Consider the following 16454-nt stretch of genomic DNA (forward strand, 5'->3'; position numbering starts at 1 on the left):
CGCCGCACTAGAAGCGCATCGTCGCGACGAGCTCCGCCGAGCGCGACGGGCCGAGCAGCCATTGCTCGCCGCCGTTCGACGTCGTCACCGCATACGTGCGGTTCGCGAGATTGCGCAGGTACAGCGCCAGCTCGGTGCGCGACGTCGGCTGCCAGCGCAGCGACGCATCGAACACCGTGTACGACGGCACCTGCACGCGGTTCGCATCGTCGCCGTACGTCGCGCCGACGTAACGCACGCCCGCGTTCGCCTGCCAGCGCTCGGCAAACGCCCAGCCGAGCCACAGGTTTACAGTCTGCTGCGGCACGTTGGCCGGCGCATTGCCGGCGCGCGACACCGTCGCGCTACCCACCTTCTGGTTGAATTCGTCATAGCGCGCGCGCAGCAGCGCGACGTTCGCGTCGACCGTCCAGCCGTGCGGCAGCCGCGCGCCGCCCGTCAGCTCGATGCCGCGCGACGATTGCCGGCCGACCTGCTGGCGCAGCGCGGGATTGAACGGATCGGTGCTCAGCAGGTTGCGCTTCGTGATGTCGTACACGGCGAACGTCCAGTACGCGCGGCCGTCGAGCAGCGTCTGCTTGACGCCGGCTTCCCACTGTTCGCCGGTCGCGAGCCGGTAGTTCGCCTGCGACGCGGAGAGCGTCACGAGCGAGCCGAGCCCCTCCGCGCCCGTCGTGTACTGCGCATACGCGCTGAGTGTCGGCGCGACTTCGAACACGAAGCCCGTGCGCCAGCCGACGTTCGCGAAGCGCTTGTCGAAGCCCGCGCCGGTCGCCGCCTGCTCGCGGTTGAACGCGATGTGGTCGTAGCGCAGGCCGCTCACCCACGCGAGCCGCGGCAGCACTTCGAGCCGGTTCTCGGCGAACACCGCGACCTGCCGCGCCCGCGAGCTGAACTGCGGCACCGTCGGGTCGGGGCTCGTGAACACGCCGGGATCGAAGCCGTGCGCGGGCACCGTCGATTCGCCGCCGTACGGCGCATTGTTGGTGCCGCTGAACGTGATCTGGCTGAATTCCGTGCCGACGACGAAGCGGTTCGCACGGCCGAACAGCGTGCCGTCGAAGCGTGCGCTCAGCCGATCGCCGATCTGCCGCTGGTGGTGGCCGATGTCGAGATAGTCGCTGCGCGTGACGAGACCCGTCGCGGCATCGAGCGCATACGATTCCGCATTGCGCCAGTGCCGGTTCGACGTCAGGTAGTAGAGCTGGTTGTCGATCGTCACGCCGGCCGTCGGCCGGTAGCTGGCCGACAGGCGCGTCCACTGGTCGTAGTAGGAAATCGTCGCATCGCCGACGTTGTAGTTGAGCTTGCGCAGCGTCGGATCGAGCACGCCGTTCGGCGCGGGCACGCCATAGTAGGTCGCCGGCATCTGGCGGCCGTAGTCGAAGTCGAGCGTCAACGTGAGCTTCGGGCTCACGTCGAACTTCAGCGCGCCGCCGACGGCCGTCGTATGCGTATCGGCCCGCTCGGCGAGGCCGTTCGCGCGTGCATCGCTGGCATAGAAGCGATACGACAGCCGCGGGTCGAGCGCGCCCGTCGTGTCGAACGCGGCGCGCTTCGCACCGTCGAGGCCGACACCGACCTGCAGCGTCGTCTCGCGCGTGCGCTGCGGCCGCTTCGGCACCACGTTGACGACGCCGCCGATCGCCCCTTCGCCGTACAACACCGACGCCGGGCCGCGCAGCACCTCGATGCGCTCGACCGACCACGTATCGAACGGGAACGTGATCGTGCCGGCGGCCGGCATCAGCCGCACGCCGTCGAGCAGCGTCATCACCGATTCCTGCCCGCCGAAGCCGCGCACGCTCAAGGCGGTACCCCCCGTGCCGGGCGCCATCGCGCTCGCGAACCCTGCAGTGCGCGTCACCGCATCGAGCACCGTGCGATCGCCGCGCGCGTCGATCGTGGCGGCCGTGACCGTCTCGACGCTCGCGGGCGTGTCGAGGCTCGCGAGCCCAAGCCGCGAGCCCGTTTCGAGCGGTTGCGTCAGCGGGTCGGCCGGTGCCGACTGCGCGCTGACGTTGATCGCCGGCAGCGCATGCCGCTCGTCCGGTGCGGGTGCGGCCGCTTCGGCGGCCATCGCGCCGGAGGTCGCCATCGCGCAACCCAGCAGGGTCGTGCAGCCGCGTGCGCGCCACGCGCGGGTGGGCCGGCGCGGCGCGGCAGCGTGCCGCTCCCCGCGCGCCGGGTTATATCTGGTGCTCGTCACGTCGTATCGATCTTCGTTTGGCGTCGTCGCACGCGGCCGCACCCGGTAGCCCGGGCGGCCAGCGACGCAAAACGTCAGATGATACAAAATATCAACCTGATTCGTCAGGAATTTGTCAGGTTGTGCCGGCCGCCCTGCCGACGGGCGGCGCGCGCCGCGTCTACAACGGGAAACTGAACTGCACCCACAGCTTGTCGCCCTGCGGCCGGTTGCGCACCGCGAACTCGTGCTGGTATTTCACGACCACGCCCGATGCCGGCCCCCACATGACCCGCAGTTGCGGGCCGATCGCGACCGACTGCCCGCGAAAGCCGTCCGACGCGACCTTGATGCCGTCCTGCGTATCGTCGGTGAACTGCTTCAGGAACGTGCCCTGCACGCCGAGCTGCACGCGCCGGTCGAGCGAATAGCCGACCAGGTAGTCGAGCACGGCGACCGCACCCGAGTGGTAGTGCGTCGCATGGTTCGGCGAATTCAGCTCCAGCAGCGTGGTCGTCGAGATCTCCCAGTCGCGGCCCGGAAACCAGGTCGTGCTGACGTACGGCAGGAACGCATACGTGTTCAGCCCCGTGTTCGCGATCCGGTTCGCCGCATACGCGCCGGTCGGCACCGCGAACGACGGCGAAAAGAACGCGAAGAAAGTCTTCGATGCGTTCGCATAGTTGATCATGAACGGCTCGAGGATCACGTCGCCGAGCGATGTGCGGTTTCCGCTGCCGCCCGGCGTCGACAGATGCAGGTGCACGATCGGCACGATCGCGCTGCTCGACAGCGAAAACGGCCCGAAGGTCGCGCCCCAGGTGTGGACCACGCGCGGCGTTTCCGCGACGACGTTCAGGTGGAACCCCGGCACCGCGCTGCCGCCGTCCGGCCCGGCAAACCGGTTCGATGCCGAGTACAGCGCGTAGTTGAAGTACTGCGTGTTGCCGGGCGGCGGGAGCATCCCGTTCAGTACCGTGTTGACGCCGAACGGATAGCTGATCTGCCCGTTCTCCGTGGCCGACGCCGGAGCCTGAATGGCCCCGGCGATCAGGAGTGCCAACGGCACCCGTCGCAATGCGAATTTCATGTCGTCTCCAGACCGGATTGTTGTCGTGTTATCGCGAGCCGGGCATCGCAGGCCCGGGGAGACGCAATGTAAAGCGCACGACAGCGGCGAAAAAGACGACGTTCGGGAGAACAGTTCTCCGTCACACGGAGAAATGCTCGACGGCGCAGCGCCGGCCGGCGATCAGCGGCCGACGTCCTTCCACTTGCGCGCGAGCCCGAGGCGTTCGAAACGCTCGATCAGGAACTCGGTGAAGACGCGGATCTTCGCCGGCTGGTGACGGCGGCTCTGGTACGCGATGTTGACGGTGAGTGCCGGCAGTTGCCAGTCGGTGAGCACCGGCACCAGCTTCCCCGCGACGATATCGTCGTGAATGATGTAGAGCGGCTGGATCAGGATGCCGAGGCCCGCAAGCGCCGCGGCGCGGATCACCTGCCCTTCGTTCGCATCGAGCACGCTCTTGATCGTGACCGACTGCTTCCTTGCGCCGTGACGGAAATGCAGGACGTACGGATCGTTCGCGAGGTTGTAGACCAGCAGCCGGTGGTCGCACAGCGCATCGGGCGTCGTCGGCGCGCCGTGCTTCGCCAGATACCCGGGCGACGCGGCCAGCACGCGCCGCGTCTCGGCGAGCTTGCGCACCGTGATGCCCGAATCCGCCTCATGCTCGCGCGTGCGGATCGCCACGTCGATGCCGGCCTCGATGAAATCCGGGTAGCGGTTCGCCGCGACGATCTGCACGTTCAGGTTCGGGTAGCGCCGGTGAAACTCGGGCAACGCCGGTGCGATATAGATCGACGCGAACGATACCGAAGCGGTCACGCGCAGCGTGCCGGCCGGATTGACGCTCGCCTCGTTGACCGCCGCATCGGCCTCCGACAGTTCCATCAGGATCGCGACGCAGCGCCTGTGGTACTCGTGCCCGGCGTCGGTCAGCCACAGGCGCCGCGTGGTGCGCTCGACGAGCCGCGCACCCAGCCGCTCCTCCAGCGCGTTCAGGCAGCGGCTCGCCGCCGCGCTCGACATCCCCAGCCGCTCGGCGGCCTTCGACAGGCTGCCCAGCTCGGCGACCTGAACGAAAAATTCGATCTGCGTCCACTTGTCCATGCGTTCGATTCTTCCAGCTGGCGGAGAACAAAACTCCTCCAAACCATCTTTTTTACGATTCAAGGAGGAATTAATGTTACGTCAACGCGCCATCCAACGACATCAGGAGACAACCCCTATGCGCAATCTCAACGAAGACACCATCACGCAGGCCGTGATCGCGTCGCTGAGCGGCTGTCGCGACGAGCGGTTGCGCACGGTCATGACCAGTCTCGTCCAGCACCTGCATTCGTTTGCGCGGGAGACGAAGCTCACCGAGGCCGAATGGCAGACCGCGGTCGGCTTCCTGACCGCCGTCGGCCACATCACCGACGACAAGCGCCAGGAGTTCATCCTGCTGTCCGACGTGCTCGGGCTGTCGACCCTCGTCACCGCGCAGAACCATGCGAAGCCGGCCGGCTGCACGGAGGCGACCGTATTCGGCCCGTTCTACGTCGAAGGCAGCCGTGACTTCGGGATGTTCGACGACATCGCGAACGGCGCATGCGGCGAGCCCTGTTTCGTCTCGGGCCATGTGCGCGCAATCGACGGCGCGCCGATCGCGCACGCGTCGCTGGAAGTCTGGCAAGCCGATGAAGACGGACACTACGACGTGCAACTCCCGGCCGACGACGGATCGGTCACGCACCGCGCGCGCGGCCGGCTGCGCACCGGCGCCGACGGGCGTTACGCATTCCGCTCGATCCTCGCCGAGCCGTATCCGATTCCGCACGACGGCCCCGTCGGCGTGATGCTCGACGCGCTCGGCCGTCACCCGTGGCGCCCCGCGCACCTGCACTTCATGATCGAGGCACGCGGCTATGAAACGCTGATCACGCACGTGTTCCGCGACGGCGACCGCTATCTCGACTCCGATGCGGTATTCGGCGTGCGCTCGACGCTCGTCGCCGACTGGGTCCGGCACGCGCCCGGCCTCGCGCCGGACGGATCGCGCATGGACACGCCCTTCTACACGCTCGATTACGACTTCGTGCTCAATCCCGCGGAGCGCGCCGCATGATCCGCCACGTCGTGATGTGGAACGTTGCGGGCGCAACCGAACCGGAGCGCGCGGTGGCACGCACCACCGTCAAGACCGCCTTCGAAAGCCTGCGTGGCCGGATTCCGGGCATGACGCACCTCGAGGTCGGCGCGGATTTCAGCGCGGCCGATTACGCGTGCGACCTGATTCTCGTCGCCGACTTCGAGTCGCGCGAAGCGCTCGACGTCTACGCGACGCATCCTGAACACACACGCGTACGCGACGCACTGACGGGCCTGCGCATCGCGCGCCATCAGGTCGATTACGCAACGGAGTGACGACGACATGAACTTCATCTACCAGGCACGTCCCGCCCGCGTGATCTTCGGCGCGGGCAGCCTCGATCATCTCGAACGCGAAGTGCTGGAACTGGGCGCGCAACGCGCAATCGTGCTCTGCACGCCGGAACAGCGCGACCTCGCGCAACGCATCGTCGAGCGGCTCGGTGCGCGCGCGGCCGGACTCTACGATCGGGCGACGATGCACGTGCCGATCGAAATCGCCCGCGATGCGCAGGCGTTCGCGAGGTCGTGCGACGCGGATTGCGCGATCGCGATCGGCGGCGGCTCGACGATCGGCCTCGGCAAGGCGATCGCGCTCGAAAGCAGCCTCCCGATCCTCGCGATCCCGACGACCTACGCCGGCAGCGAAATGACGCCGATCTACGGCCTGACCGAAGGCGGCCTCAAGCGCACGGGCTCCGACGCACGCGTGTTGCCGAAAACGGTGATCTACGATCCCGCGCTCACCGTCACGCTGCCCGTCGAGCTGTCCGTGACGAGCGGCCTCAATGCGATCGCGCATGCGGCGGAAGGCCTCTACGCGAACAACACGAATCCGGTGATGAGCCTCGTCGCCGAAGAAGGCATTCGCGCACTGGCGCGCGGCCTGCCCGGCGTGCGGCGCGACCCCGCCGACCTCGGCGCACGCAGCGACGCGCTCTACGGCGCGTGGCTGTGCGGCATGGTGCTCGGCAACGTCGGCATGGCGCTGCACCACAAGCTCTGTCACACGCTCGGCGGCAGCTTCAACCTGCCGCACGCGCCGACCCATACGGTCGTGCTGCCGCATGCGCTCGCGTACAACGCCGCGCACGCGCCGGATGCGATGCAGCGGATCGCCCGCGCGATCGGCACGAACGACGCCGCACGCGGCCTCTACGCACTGGCACTCGACAACGGCGCGCCGGTTTCATTGAAGGCGATCGGCATGCAGGAAGCCGACCTCGATCGCGCCGCCGATCTCGCCGCCGCGAATCCGTACTGGAACCCGCGCCCGATCGAACGCGACGGCCTGCGCGCGCTGCTGCAGGACGCGTTCGACGGCAACCTGCCCGGCTCGACCGCGCGCTGAGCCGACCGCACGACACACCAACAAACGACCCCGTCATGGAGACATCCCATATGAATACCGAATCGAGCGCGCACGGCGACAGCACCGTCGAACACTGTGACATCGCCATCGTCGGCTACGGCCCGACCGGCCTCGTCGCCGCATCGATGCTGGGCCGCGCCGGCCATCGCGTGATCGTCCTCGAACGCTGGCCGACGCCCTACGGCCTGCCGCGCCTCACGCACATCGACGGCGAAACCGCGCGCATCGTGCAGGCCAGCGCCGACGTCGATCACGCGCTGCGCAACGCGAAGGCCGTCGACACCTATCACTACCGCGACGCGAACGGCGACCTGCTGCTCGAACTGAACTGGACCGGCCGCGCATGCGGCTATCCCGCGCACATCTCGATCTACCAGCCCGACATCGAGGACGCGATCGACGCGCGCGCCAGCACCTTCACGAACGTGACGATCCTGCGCGGCTGGGAAGTCGACACGCTGCTGCAGGACGACGACGGCGTCACGCTGACCGCGCATCCGTCGCGCGGCAGCCAGGACGCGCAATGGACCGGCAAGCCGCGTGCCATCCGCGCCCGCTACGTGATCGGCGCCGACGGCGCGAACAGCTTCGTGCGCCGCACGCTCGGCATCGAACGATCCGATTTCGGCTACAACGAGCGCTGGCTCAATCTCGATTCGGAGAACAAGCGCGATCTCGGCGACGGCTGCGCACGCACGACGATCTACTGCGATCCGTCGCGCGCGTACATGCACATGCCGATCGGCACGAAGCGCACACGGTTCGAGCTGCGCGTGCTGCCGAACGAATCGACCGACGAATGGGAAACGGAAGAAGCCGGCTGGAAGTGGCTCAACGACCACTACGGCTACGGCCCGGACGACCTGACGCTGCTGCGCCACGTCGTCTACACGTTCGAGACGCGCATGGCGGAACGCTGGCGCGACGGCCGCGTGCTGCTCGCCGGCGATGCGGCGCACACGATGATGCCGTACATGGGACAAGGCGCGTGCTCCGGCATGCGCGACGGGTTCAACCTCGCGTGGAAGCTCGACCTGGTGCTGACCGGGCGCGCCTCCTCCGACCTGCTCGACACGTTTGAAACCGAGCGCCGCCCGCACGTGACCGCGATCACGCAGATGTCGCTGTTTCTCGGGCAGGTCGTCAACGAGGACGATCCGCGCAAGGTCGCCGAGCGCGACGCGGCGTTCCGCGCCGGCAACATGCCGCCGATGCCGCCGTTCCCGAAGATCGAGCACGGTATCGTGCACGACGAAGCCGACGGCACGCGCCTGCCGACGACCGGCGCGCCCGCACCGCAAGGGCGCGTTCGCCGCGGCGCAGCCGAAGGCCGTTTCGACGACGTGGTCGGCCGGGGATTCCAGCTCGTCGCGCGCGAACACCCTTCCCGATACCTCGACGACGCGCAGCGCGCGTTCCTCGCGCGGCTCGGCTGCCACGTGGCCGTGCTGTCCGACGACGTGAGTGCACCGGATGCGGTGGTCGATCTCGACGGCGAGCAGCAAGCGTTCATGCAGGCGCACGGGATCGGCGCGTATATCGCGCGGCCCGATTTCGTCGTGTTCGGTTCGGTGGCCGACCTGCGCAACCTCGGCGCGCTCGTCGATTCGCTTCGCGACAAGCTGCACGGGTCCGCCGCGTCGAGCGAGCCGTCCGCCGCGTCGGCAGCCGCCGCCGTCACCCACGCATCGTGAAGGAGACCTACGCATGACGACCGAACTGTCACCGTTCGCGCTGTCCCTGCAACGCGCGATGCCCGTCACGCGCTTGCTCGACTGCGGGATGGACTATGCCGACGCAACGGCGCTGCATGCGCGCACGTCGGCAGGCGAACCATGGGATGTCGCGGCCGAAGCGCTGGCCGACGCGCAACTCGCGCGCGCCACCCAGGCCGCGGATGCCGGCCACCTGGTCACAGCCGCCGACGCGCAGGCGATGGCCACCGCGAACCTGCTGTTTGCGCAGATGGCGTTCAATCACGACGTGCCGCGCAAGCGCGCCCTCTATGCGCGGCTCGTCGACGCGTCGCACGGTCTCGCGCGCTGGTCCGACAAGCGCATCGAACGTGTCGAAGTACCGTTCGGCGATGCGCACCTGATCGGCTGGCTGGTCCGGCCGCCGACCGAACGCGTACGCGGCACCGTCATCGTGTTCGGCGGCCAGAGCGGCTGGGGCTTCGCGTACTGGCCGATCGCACGCGCGCTCGCCGCGCGCGGCCTCGCGACGCTGCTCGCCGAGGGGCCGGGCCAGGGCGAGACGCGGCTCGAACAGCGGATCTTCGTCGACGTCGACATGAGCGCCGCATACCGGCGCTTCGTCGATCACGTCGCCGATCGCGTGCCCGGGCCGATCGGCATCTGGGGAAACAGCATCGGCGGATTGTGGGCCGCTTCGACCACTGCGAGCGACCACCGGATCGCCGCCTGTTGCGTGAATGGCGCACTCGCGGCGCCGACACTGCTGCCGTTCCGCACCTTCGTCGAACAGGCCGCGGCGATGCTCGGCAACGACGATCCCGATGCGGTCGCGGCGAACTTCGCGCGGATGAGCTTCTCGTCCGAGCGCGACCGCATCACGTGTCCGCTGCTGGTGCTGCACGGCGGTGAAGATCCGCTGATCCGGCTCGACGATCAGCAGCCGTTTCTCGATGCGGCGACCTCCGGCGATGCGACGCTCAGGGTCTGGCCGGACGGAGAGCACACGATCTACAACCACGCGTCCGAGCGAACCGCAGTCGTCTGCGACTGGTTCGTCGAGCGGTTGACGCAGGCTTCGGCGGCGTGATCACGCAGGCGGTGTCGACCGTACGGACGGTCGACACCGCGCGCGGCATTACGACTTCGCGCCGCCGTTCTCCACCACGCCGTCGATTTCCGTGCGCGTGAAGCCGTACTTCGCCGTCCGCTCGCGATGATCGGCCGAGCCGAATACTCGCGCAGCTTCGCATTCACGGCCTGCACGAGCGCGTCGCTGTTCTTGCTGAATGAAAATCCGCCAACGGGCGCGGCTGCACCCGCACCAAGCTCGTGCGAGACGGCCGCCAGCCGCTCGTCCGTGTCAGCGACCGCGCGGGCCCCGATCGCGGTGCTCGCGAACGCGTCGACCTGCCCCGCCAGCAACGCAGCCACGGCGTCGGCCTGATCCTTGAAGATGACGATCTGGCCGTCGCTCACGCCGGCCGCCTTTGCCGAATCGATCTGCACCTGGTCCGTCACGCACCCCAGCCGCGCATCGCTGCGGGCCGCGACGGCCGCGTAGCTCGTCAGCCGCTTCGGGTTGCCGGCCTGCAGCACGAAGCCGTCGCCGATCGCCCACACCGGGACGCTGAACGCCACGTGCCGCGCCCGTTCGGCCGTCACGAAGATCGGCACGTTCATGTCCCAGCGCCCGGCCTGCACCCCCGGCAGCAGCGCATCGAACGACGTCGGGTGATATTCGATGTCCGTCACGCCGATCGCGCGCAGCACCACCTCGGCCAGCTCGATATCCGCGCCGGTCACGGTACCGTCTTCTGCCGTCCAGTAGAACGGCGGCTCCTCGATGTACGCAATCCTTACCTTCATGGTTCCACTCCTGACGTTCAATGATGTTCGCCGCGCCCGGACGCCGGGCGCCCGATTCATGCAACCGCTGCATCCATCGCCTGCGACAGCGCCGACAACGCCGGCTGGAAACGCTCTGGCGGAAGATAGCCGAACCCCAGCCTGAACACGCGGCTGCTTTCGCCAAACCACGTGCCTGATGCGAGCTGTACGTCGTGGTCAGGCAATACCTGCCAGAAGCGCGACACTGCCTGCTCGTCGAAAGCCTCCTGACGCAACCGCACGCAGCACAGTGCGCCAGCGTCCGGCCGCACCCACTCGACACGTCGCCTTTCACGTTCGCACCAGCCGGACAGTGTATCGAGCGCGCCGGCAAGCAGCCGGCGGCGTGGCGCGAGCACGTGCTCGCGGTTGCGCAACACGGTTGCGGCCAGCGTCTCGTCGAGCACCGAACCCGAGATCACCGTATTCAGCTTCGCGACGAGCAGACGCGCCCGAAGCCCCGCGTCGGCCACCGTGAGCCACCCCGTGCGCAGACCAGGTGCGCCCAGCGCTTTCGACACCGACGAACCCGTGACGATGCGCGGATCGACACCCGCGAAACTGGCAGCCACGGCAGTCTCGCCATAAGTCGCTTCGCGATAGGTCTCGTCGATGAACAGTATCGCGTCCGGACAGCGTTGCGCCATCAACGCCAGCAATGCATCGATTTCGGCGCGCGATGCCTGAACGCCGCCAGGATTCTGCGGGGACGCGATGCTGACCAGCCGCGTCTTCGACGACAGGCGCGCGTCGAACTGCGCGAGGTCCAGCCGGTAGCCGTTCTCGAACGACAACCGCACTTCACGCACCGTCGCGCCGGCGCCGACCAGGCAGTCGCGGCTCGGCGGAAAGCACGGCGTCGCGAGCACGGCCTCGTCGCCGGGCCGGCACACTTCATAGGCCAGCAGAAACAACCCGAGCGCGGTACCTTGCGTCGTCACGATTTGCTCAGCCGGCACATGGCAGATATCGGCAATCGCGTCGCGCAGCACGGCAGCACCCGCCGACTGGCTGTAGCCGAGCTTCAGGTTACGGACCGCCTCGACACCGGCCAGATCCAGCAGCTCGCCGACCGTCAGGTCTTGCGACGTGCTCTCCGCCAGGTTGAAGGTCCGGTTCACGTCGAGCAGCGAGATGATTTCGTTGTGCGGAAATCGTCCGCGCCACTCACTGGAATACGCTTGGGTCGTCTGCATGGGCAAGCCTCGCAATGGCCGATCGATGGATCGAAACACCGCCATCGTAGCGTTCGCACAAAAACCATAACAGCCACAATTTTCTGTCGATTGGATCAACACAATTCTGCGTGACGCACGCTCGTCGAACGGTCGATAATCAGACACTTCCCTGTCGCTGGTGTCCCATGGAAACGCAAACGTCATTCCGCTACAGGCAGCTGGCCGACCTCATCGTCGGCATGATCGAGAACGGTACGCTGGCACCCGGCACGCGGCTGCCGTCCGTGCGTGCCGTCAGCGAACAGCAACGCATCAGCGTCTCCACCGCGCTGCAGGCATACCGCCTGCTCGAAGATCGCGGCATCCTCGTATCGCGGCCGCAGTCGGGCTTCTACGTCGCGGCCGCACGCGGCGGCACGCTTGCATTGCCGAGCGCATCGCGCTCGCGCGCAAAGGCATCGACGGTGTCGATCAGCGGCGCCGTCGCCGCGATGCTCGAACACGCGGCCAATTCGGCGCTCGTGCCGCTCGGATGTGCGGTGCCCGATCCGGCGCTGCTGCAATCGAAGCGGCTCGATCTCGCCCTCGCTCGCGCGGCGCGCCAGCATGGCACGCGCTACAACGTGTATTGCGCGCCTTACGGCGAACCGGCGCTGCGCCGCGAAATCGCGCGGCGTGCCATGCGCTTCGGGCACCCGCTGTCCGCCGACGACATCCTCGTCACGAATGGCTGCACCGAGGCGTTGACGCTCGCGCTGAATACCGTGGCAACGCGCGGCGATACGATCGCGGTGGAATCGCCGACCTACTTCGGTCTGCTTCACACGCTGGAGGCGCTGGGACTGAAGGCGCTGGAGTTGCCGACCGACCCGCTGCGCGGCGTCGACGTCGGCCTGCTCGCGCAGCGGCTCGAATCGGAATCGATCGCCGCCTGCGTGCTGTCGTCGAGCTTCGGCAATCCGCTCGGCTCCGCGATGAGCGACGACGACAAACGGGCGCTGCTTGCGCTGCTCGCACGCCATCGGGTGCCGCTGATCGAAGACGACGTGTACGGCGACATCCACTTCGGGCGGGATCGGCCGAGGCCGTTCAGCGCACTCGACAGCGAGGCCGATACGATCTACTGCAGTTCGTTCTCGAAGAGCCTCGCGCCGGGATACCGGATCGGCTGGATCGCGGCGGGGGCTCGCACTCAGCAGGTGATGGAACGCAAGCTTGCGCTCAGCCTGTGCGGCCCGGTGTTGCCACAGGTCGCGCTGGCCGACTTCCTCGCGAGCGGCGCATACGACGCGCATTTGCGCCGCATCCGGCGCGTGTTCGAGGACAACCTGGCGCGGATGACGCGCACGATCGAGGCCAGCTTTCCGGCCGACACGAAAGTGAGCCGGCCGGCCGGCGGTTTCGTGCTCTGGCTCGAACTGCCGAAGCGATTCGATTCACGCGCGCTGTTCGATGCCGCGCTCGAACAGGGCGTCTGCTTTGCGCCGGGCGACATCTTCTCCGCCAGCCGGCGCTTTCGCCATTGCCTGCGCCTGAGCGCGGGGCATGTGTGGAACGCACGCATCGAGGACGGCGTCCGGTGCCTGGGCCGGCTCGCGCGGGCGCAACTCGCGCGCTGAGCGCGGCCGCCGCCGCCCCGCGATCGCCCCACTCAGCCGCCGATCTTGAACGTCGGCAACTGCTGCCCGAGCCGTGCGCCCATCTCCGCGCCGAGCGCCTGCAGCGCATTGAACGGCCGGATCATGACCTCGAATTCGACGATCCGTCCTTCGTCGTCGAAGCGAATCATGTCGATCCCCTTCAGCGCCTTGTCGCCGATGGCCGCGCTGAACTCCAGCACCACGCTCTTGCCGTCGTCGGTGACGAACTGGCGGTGATAGGTGAACTTCTCGAGGATCGTGATCACCGTGCGCAGCGCCAGCAATAGCGCGGGCGCCGGCCCGTAGGGCTTGAACGCCATCGGCGAACGGAACACGGCGTCCGGATGGACGATCGATTCCAGTGCGCCAAAATCCTTGTGTTCGATCATCGCATGCCACTTGTCGAGCGATTGCGCGACAGCGGGTTGAAGGTGCTGCGGTGCGTTCGTCATCGAAGTCTCCTGTCTCGTCGGGCGGAAAAGAAGCGAATCAGTCTCAAAGCGTGGCGGCAAGCGTCGTGCCCTGGTGAATCGCACGCTTCGCATCGAGCTCGGCGGCTTCGTGCGCGCCGCCGATCACGTGAACCTTGCGCCCGGCGGCCTCCAGTTGCTCCGCCAGTTCGCGCAACGGCTCCTGCCCCGCGCAGATCACGACGTTGTCCACCGGCAGCGTCTGCTCGACGCCGTCGATCGTCACGTGGAAGCCTTCGTCGTCGATGCGCCGGTAGGTCACCGCCGACGACATCCCGACGCCGCGCGCCTTCAGTGCCGTGCGGTGGATCCATCCGGTGGTCTTGCCGAGCCCGTCGCCGACTTTCGACGCCTTGCGCTGCAACAGATGGACTTGCCGTGCCGCCGGCTCGGGCCGCGCATGGCGCAAGCCGCCTGCGTTCGCATACGACCGGTCGACGCCCCACTCGGCAAGGAACCCGTCCACGTCGACCTGTTCGCCGCCTGCGCGATGGACGAGATATTCCGCAACGTCGAAACCGATGCCGCCGGCGCCGACGATCGCGACGCTGCGGCCCACCGCCTTGTCGTCGCGCAATACGTCGAGGTAACCAAGCGTCTTCGCATGCCCGACGCCGTCGATCGGCGGCGTACGCGGCACGATGCCCGTCGCGATCACCACTTCGTCGAATTCGCCTTGCAACAGCATCTCGGCGGTCGCGCGCGTGTTGAGGTAGAGCGTCACGCCGCGCAGTTCGATCTGCCGGCGGAAATACCGCAGCGTCTCGTTGAATTCTTCCTTGCCGGGCACCTTCTTCGCGATATTGAACTGGCCGCCGATCTCGGCGCCGGCTTCGTACAGCGTCACCGCATGACCGCGCTCGGCCGCGGTGACCGCGAAGCCGAGGCCCGCCGGCCCGGCGCCGACCACGGCGATCCGCTTGCGCTGCGGCGCGGGGCGAATCACGAGCTCGGTTTCATGGCACGCGCGCGGATTCACCAGGCACGACGTGATCCTGCCGCTGAACGTATGGTCGAGGCATGCCTGGTTGCAGCCGATGCACGTGTTGATTTCGTCCGGCCGCCCTTCCCGCGCCTTGCGGACGAATTCGGCGTCGGCGAGAAACGGCCGCGCCATCGACACCATGTCGCAATAGCCATCGGCGAGCAGTTGCTCGGCGACTTCCGGCGTATTGATCCGGTTGGTCGCGACGAGCGGGATGCCGACCTTGCCCATCAGCTGCCGCGTGACCCACGCGTACGCGGCACGCGGCACCTTGGTCGCGATGGTCGGAATGCGCGCCTCGTGCCAGCCGATGCCCGTATTGATGATCGTCGCACCGGCCGACTCGATCGCCTGCGCGAGCCGAATCACCTCGTCGAGTGTCGAGCCGCCTTCGACGAGATCGAGCATCGACAGCCGGTAGATCAGGATGAAGTTCGTGCCGACCTGCTCGCGCACGCGCCGCACGATCTCGACCGGGAAACGGATGCGGTTCTCGTAGGCACCGCCCCATGCGTCGTCGCGATGGTTCGTGCGCGCGGCGATGAATTCGTTGATCAGGTAGCCCTCCGACCCCATGATCTCGACGCCGTCGTAACCCGCATGCTGCGCGAGCGCCGCGCATCGGACGAAATCGGCGATCGTCTCGTCGACTTCATCGCTGCTCAGCGCATGCGGCGTGAACGGGTTGATCGGCGCCTTCAGCGCGCTCGGCGCGGCGAGCGCCGGGTGATACGCGTAGCGCCCGAAATGGAGGATCTGCAGCGCGATCTTGCCGCCCTCCGCGTGCACCGCGCGCGTCACGACACGGTGACGATCGGCTTCCGCCTCGGTCGTCAGCATCGCGCCGCCCGGCGCCGGACGGCCGCGCTCGTTCGGCGCGAATCCGCCCGTGACGATCAGGCCGGCTTCGCCTCGCGCGCGCTCGGCATAGAACGCCGCCATCCGCTCGAAGCCGTTCGGCGCTTCCTCGAGGCCGACGTGCATCGACCCCATCAGCACCCGGTTCCTGAGCGACGTGAAGCCGAGTTCGAGCGGGGTCGTCAGATGCGGATAACGCGGTGTCATGGGGTGTCTCCATTTTTATGCAACAAGTTGCACAGATAGTAGTTCACCACTTTCGTTTATGCAACCCGTTGCATAAACGCATCCGTCATCTTGTACTGTGGCCCCGATATGGCAAGATGCGATTCATTCCGCGGCCTCCTCCGATCCGACATGTCCCTGCCCCACGCACTCCTCACCGCTCTTGCCGAACGCCCGGGTTCAGGCTCCGAACTCGCCGACCGCTTCGATCGTTCGATCGGCTATTTCTGGCAGGCGACACACCAGCAGATCTATCGCGAGCTGGGGCGTCTCGAGGAAACGGGCTGGGTCGAATCGCTGCCGGCCGAATCGGGGCGCGGCCGCAAGCGCGCGTACCGGATCCTGCCGGCCGGCAAGAAGGAGTTGCGGCGCTGGATCGCCTAACCGGAAGATCCGACGCCGCTGCGCGAAGCATTGATGGTGCGCCTGCGCGCGGAAGCGGTGCTCGGCCCGGCCGGCCTCGAGGACGAAATCAGGCGGCGCATCGCGCTGCACCAGGAGAAGCTCGACCTGTATCTGCGGATCGAGGCGCGCGATTTTTCGGAAGGCGCCGATTCGCGCACGAAGCGCCTTCAGCATCTGGTACTGCAGGCCGGCATCGCGAACGAGCGGTTCTGGGTCGAATATTCGCAGCAGGCGCTTGACGTGCTGCGCTTGCCGAAGGATTGACTCCGACGGGCGCTTGTCGCGAGGAATCGACGACGTTCGGCCGGGAGGCTTGTTTGCGGTGCGCGCGATCGGTTCGCCTTGATGAC

Annotated in this window: 12 protein-coding genes and 2 pseudogenes; 7 read left to right on the forward strand and 7 right to left on the reverse strand. The window is 67.4% G+C overall.

What is annotated here, in order from left to right; translation table 11 throughout:
- Positions 1 to 7 precede the first annotated feature (7 nt).
- The 3 genes from BDO18943_RS21610 to BDO18943_RS21620 all read right to left on the reverse strand — a co-directional run bounded on the left by BDO18943_RS21610 (position 8) and on the right by BDO18943_RS21620 (position 4364).
- Entirely contained in the window at positions 8 to 2098 is a 2091-nt protein-coding gene (locus BDO18943_RS21610) for a TonB-dependent receptor (RefSeq protein ID WP_175024015.1), read from the reverse strand.
- 271 nt (positions 2099 to 2369) lie between these two features.
- Positions 2370 to 3278: a SphA family protein gene (locus tag BDO18943_RS21615; protein WP_175023970.1), complete on the reverse strand. Its 909-nt coding sequence runs from the start codon at positions 3276 to 3278 to the stop codon at positions 2370 to 2372.
- A 162-nt stretch (positions 3279 to 3440) separates the two neighbouring features.
- The gene (locus BDO18943_RS21620) at positions 3441 to 4364 is read right to left on the reverse strand and encodes a LysR family transcriptional regulator (RefSeq protein ID WP_175023971.1); all 924 of its coding nucleotides are present in this window, start codon (positions 4362 to 4364) and stop codon (positions 3441 to 3443) included.
- Between the two features lie 118 nt (positions 4365 to 4482).
- Here BDO18943_RS21620 and BDO18943_RS21625 point away from each other — a divergent pair, with 118 nt between their 5' ends.
- From BDO18943_RS21625 to BDO18943_RS21645, 5 genes are read left to right on the forward strand one after another with little or no spacing between them, the layout of a single operon-like run.
- Positions 4483 to 5364, forward strand: a complete 882-nt coding sequence (locus BDO18943_RS21625) for an intradiol ring-cleavage dioxygenase (RefSeq protein ID WP_175023972.1) — start codon at positions 4483 to 4485, stop codon at positions 5362 to 5364.
- Positions 5361 to 5663, forward strand: coding sequence for a Dabb family protein (locus BDO18943_RS21630; RefSeq protein ID WP_175023973.1), 303 nt, complete (start codon positions 5361 to 5363; stop codon positions 5661 to 5663). The genes BDO18943_RS21625 and BDO18943_RS21630 overlap by 4 nt, the downstream gene beginning before the upstream one ends.
- A gap of 7 nt (positions 5664 to 5670) precedes the next feature.
- Positions 5671 to 6738, forward strand: a complete 1068-nt coding sequence (locus tag BDO18943_RS21635) for a maleylacetate reductase (RefSeq protein ID WP_175023974.1) — start codon at positions 5671 to 5673, stop codon at positions 6736 to 6738.
- A 35-nt stretch (positions 6739 to 6773) separates the two neighbouring features.
- A complete protein-coding gene (mhpA, locus tag BDO18943_RS21640; RefSeq protein WP_235996154.1) occupies positions 6774 to 8453 on the forward strand; it encodes a bifunctional 3-(3-hydroxy-phenyl)propionate/3-hydroxycinnamic acid hydroxylase MhpA in 1680 nt (559 codons plus the stop codon).
- 13 nt (positions 8454 to 8466) lie between these two features.
- Entirely contained in the window at positions 8467 to 9543 is a 1077-nt protein-coding gene (locus tag BDO18943_RS21645) for an alpha/beta hydrolase family protein (RefSeq protein WP_175023975.1), read from the forward strand.
- Positions 9544 to 9591: 48 nt separating this feature from the next.
- Here the strand turns inward: BDO18943_RS21645 and BDO18943_RS21650 are convergent.
- Both BDO18943_RS21650 and BDO18943_RS21655 read right to left on the reverse strand, forming a co-directional pair.
- Positions 9592 to 10322 (reverse strand): annotated as a pseudogene (locus BDO18943_RS21650) (transporter substrate-binding domain-containing protein).
- A 56-nt stretch (positions 10323 to 10378) separates the two neighbouring features.
- Positions 10379 to 11539 (reverse strand): pyridoxal phosphate-dependent aminotransferase, encoded by a 1161-nt coding sequence (locus BDO18943_RS21655; protein WP_175024018.1) that lies wholly within the window; start codon positions 11537 to 11539, stop codon positions 10379 to 10381.
- A 167-nt stretch (positions 11540 to 11706) separates the two neighbouring features.
- Between BDO18943_RS21655 and BDO18943_RS21660 the strand changes: the two genes are divergently transcribed.
- Positions 11707 to 13140: an aminotransferase-like domain-containing protein gene (locus BDO18943_RS21660; protein WP_175023976.1), complete on the forward strand. Its 1434-nt coding sequence runs from the start codon at positions 11707 to 11709 to the stop codon at positions 13138 to 13140.
- A 32-nt stretch (positions 13141 to 13172) separates the two neighbouring features.
- On the opposite strand, the gene BDO18943_RS21665 is transcribed toward BDO18943_RS21660, so the two are convergent.
- Positions 13173 to 13613, reverse strand: a complete 441-nt coding sequence (locus tag BDO18943_RS21665; RefSeq protein ID WP_175023977.1) for a nuclear transport factor 2 family protein — start codon at positions 13611 to 13613, stop codon at positions 13173 to 13175.
- Between the two features lie 43 nt (positions 13614 to 13656).
- Positions 13657 to 15681, reverse strand: coding sequence for an oxidoreductase (locus BDO18943_RS21670; protein ID WP_175023978.1), 2025 nt, complete (start codon positions 15679 to 15681; stop codon positions 13657 to 13659).
- A gap of 150 nt (positions 15682 to 15831) precedes the next feature.
- On the opposite strand from BDO18943_RS21670, the pseudogene BDO18943_RS21675 reads away from it, so the two are divergent.
- A pseudogene (locus BDO18943_RS21675) lies at positions 15832 to 16368 on the forward strand (PadR family transcriptional regulator).
- The last annotated feature ends 86 nt before the right edge of the window (positions 16369 to 16454 follow it).

This window comes from Burkholderia aenigmatica, assembly GCF_902499175.1.
GTDB lineage: Bacteria > Pseudomonadota > Gammaproteobacteria > Burkholderiales > Burkholderiaceae > Burkholderia > Burkholderia aenigmatica.

Coding starts and splice junctions, on each gene's coding strand:
- BDO18943_RS21610 (WP_175024015.1), bottom strand. CDS start 2,098: ATGGCGACCTCCGGCGCGATGGCCGCCGAAGCGGCCGCACCCGCACCG.
- BDO18943_RS21615 (WP_175023970.1), bottom strand. CDS start 3,278: ATGAAATTCGCATTGCGACGGGTGCCGTTGGCACTCCTGATCGCCGGG.
- BDO18943_RS21620 (WP_175023971.1), bottom strand. CDS start 4,364: ATGGACAAGTGGACGCAGATCGAATTTTTCGTTCAGGTCGCCGAGCTG.
- BDO18943_RS21625 (WP_175023972.1), top strand. CDS start 4,483: ATGCGCAATCTCAACGAAGACACCATCACGCAGGCCGTGATCGCGTCG.
- BDO18943_RS21630 (WP_175023973.1), top strand. CDS start 5,361: ATGATCCGCCACGTCGTGATGTGGAACGTTGCGGGCGCAACCGAACCG.
- BDO18943_RS21635 (WP_175023974.1), top strand. CDS start 5,671: ATGAACTTCATCTACCAGGCACGTCCCGCCCGCGTGATCTTCGGCGCG.
- mhpA (WP_235996154.1), top strand. CDS start 6,774: ATGGAGACATCCCATATGAATACCGAATCGAGCGCGCACGGCGACAGC.
- BDO18943_RS21645 (WP_175023975.1), top strand. CDS start 8,467: ATGACGACCGAACTGTCACCGTTCGCGCTGTCCCTGCAACGCGCGATG.
- BDO18943_RS21655 (WP_175024018.1), bottom strand. CDS start 11,539: ATGCAGACGACCCAAGCGTATTCCAGTGAGTGGCGCGGACGATTTCCG.
- BDO18943_RS21660 (WP_175023976.1), top strand. CDS start 11,707: ATGGAAACGCAAACGTCATTCCGCTACAGGCAGCTGGCCGACCTCATC.
- BDO18943_RS21665 (WP_175023977.1), bottom strand. CDS start 13,613: ATGACGAACGCACCGCAGCACCTTCAACCCGCTGTCGCGCAATCGCTC.
- BDO18943_RS21670 (WP_175023978.1), bottom strand. CDS start 15,681: ATGACACCGCGTTATCCGCATCTGACGACCCCGCTCGAACTCGGCTTC.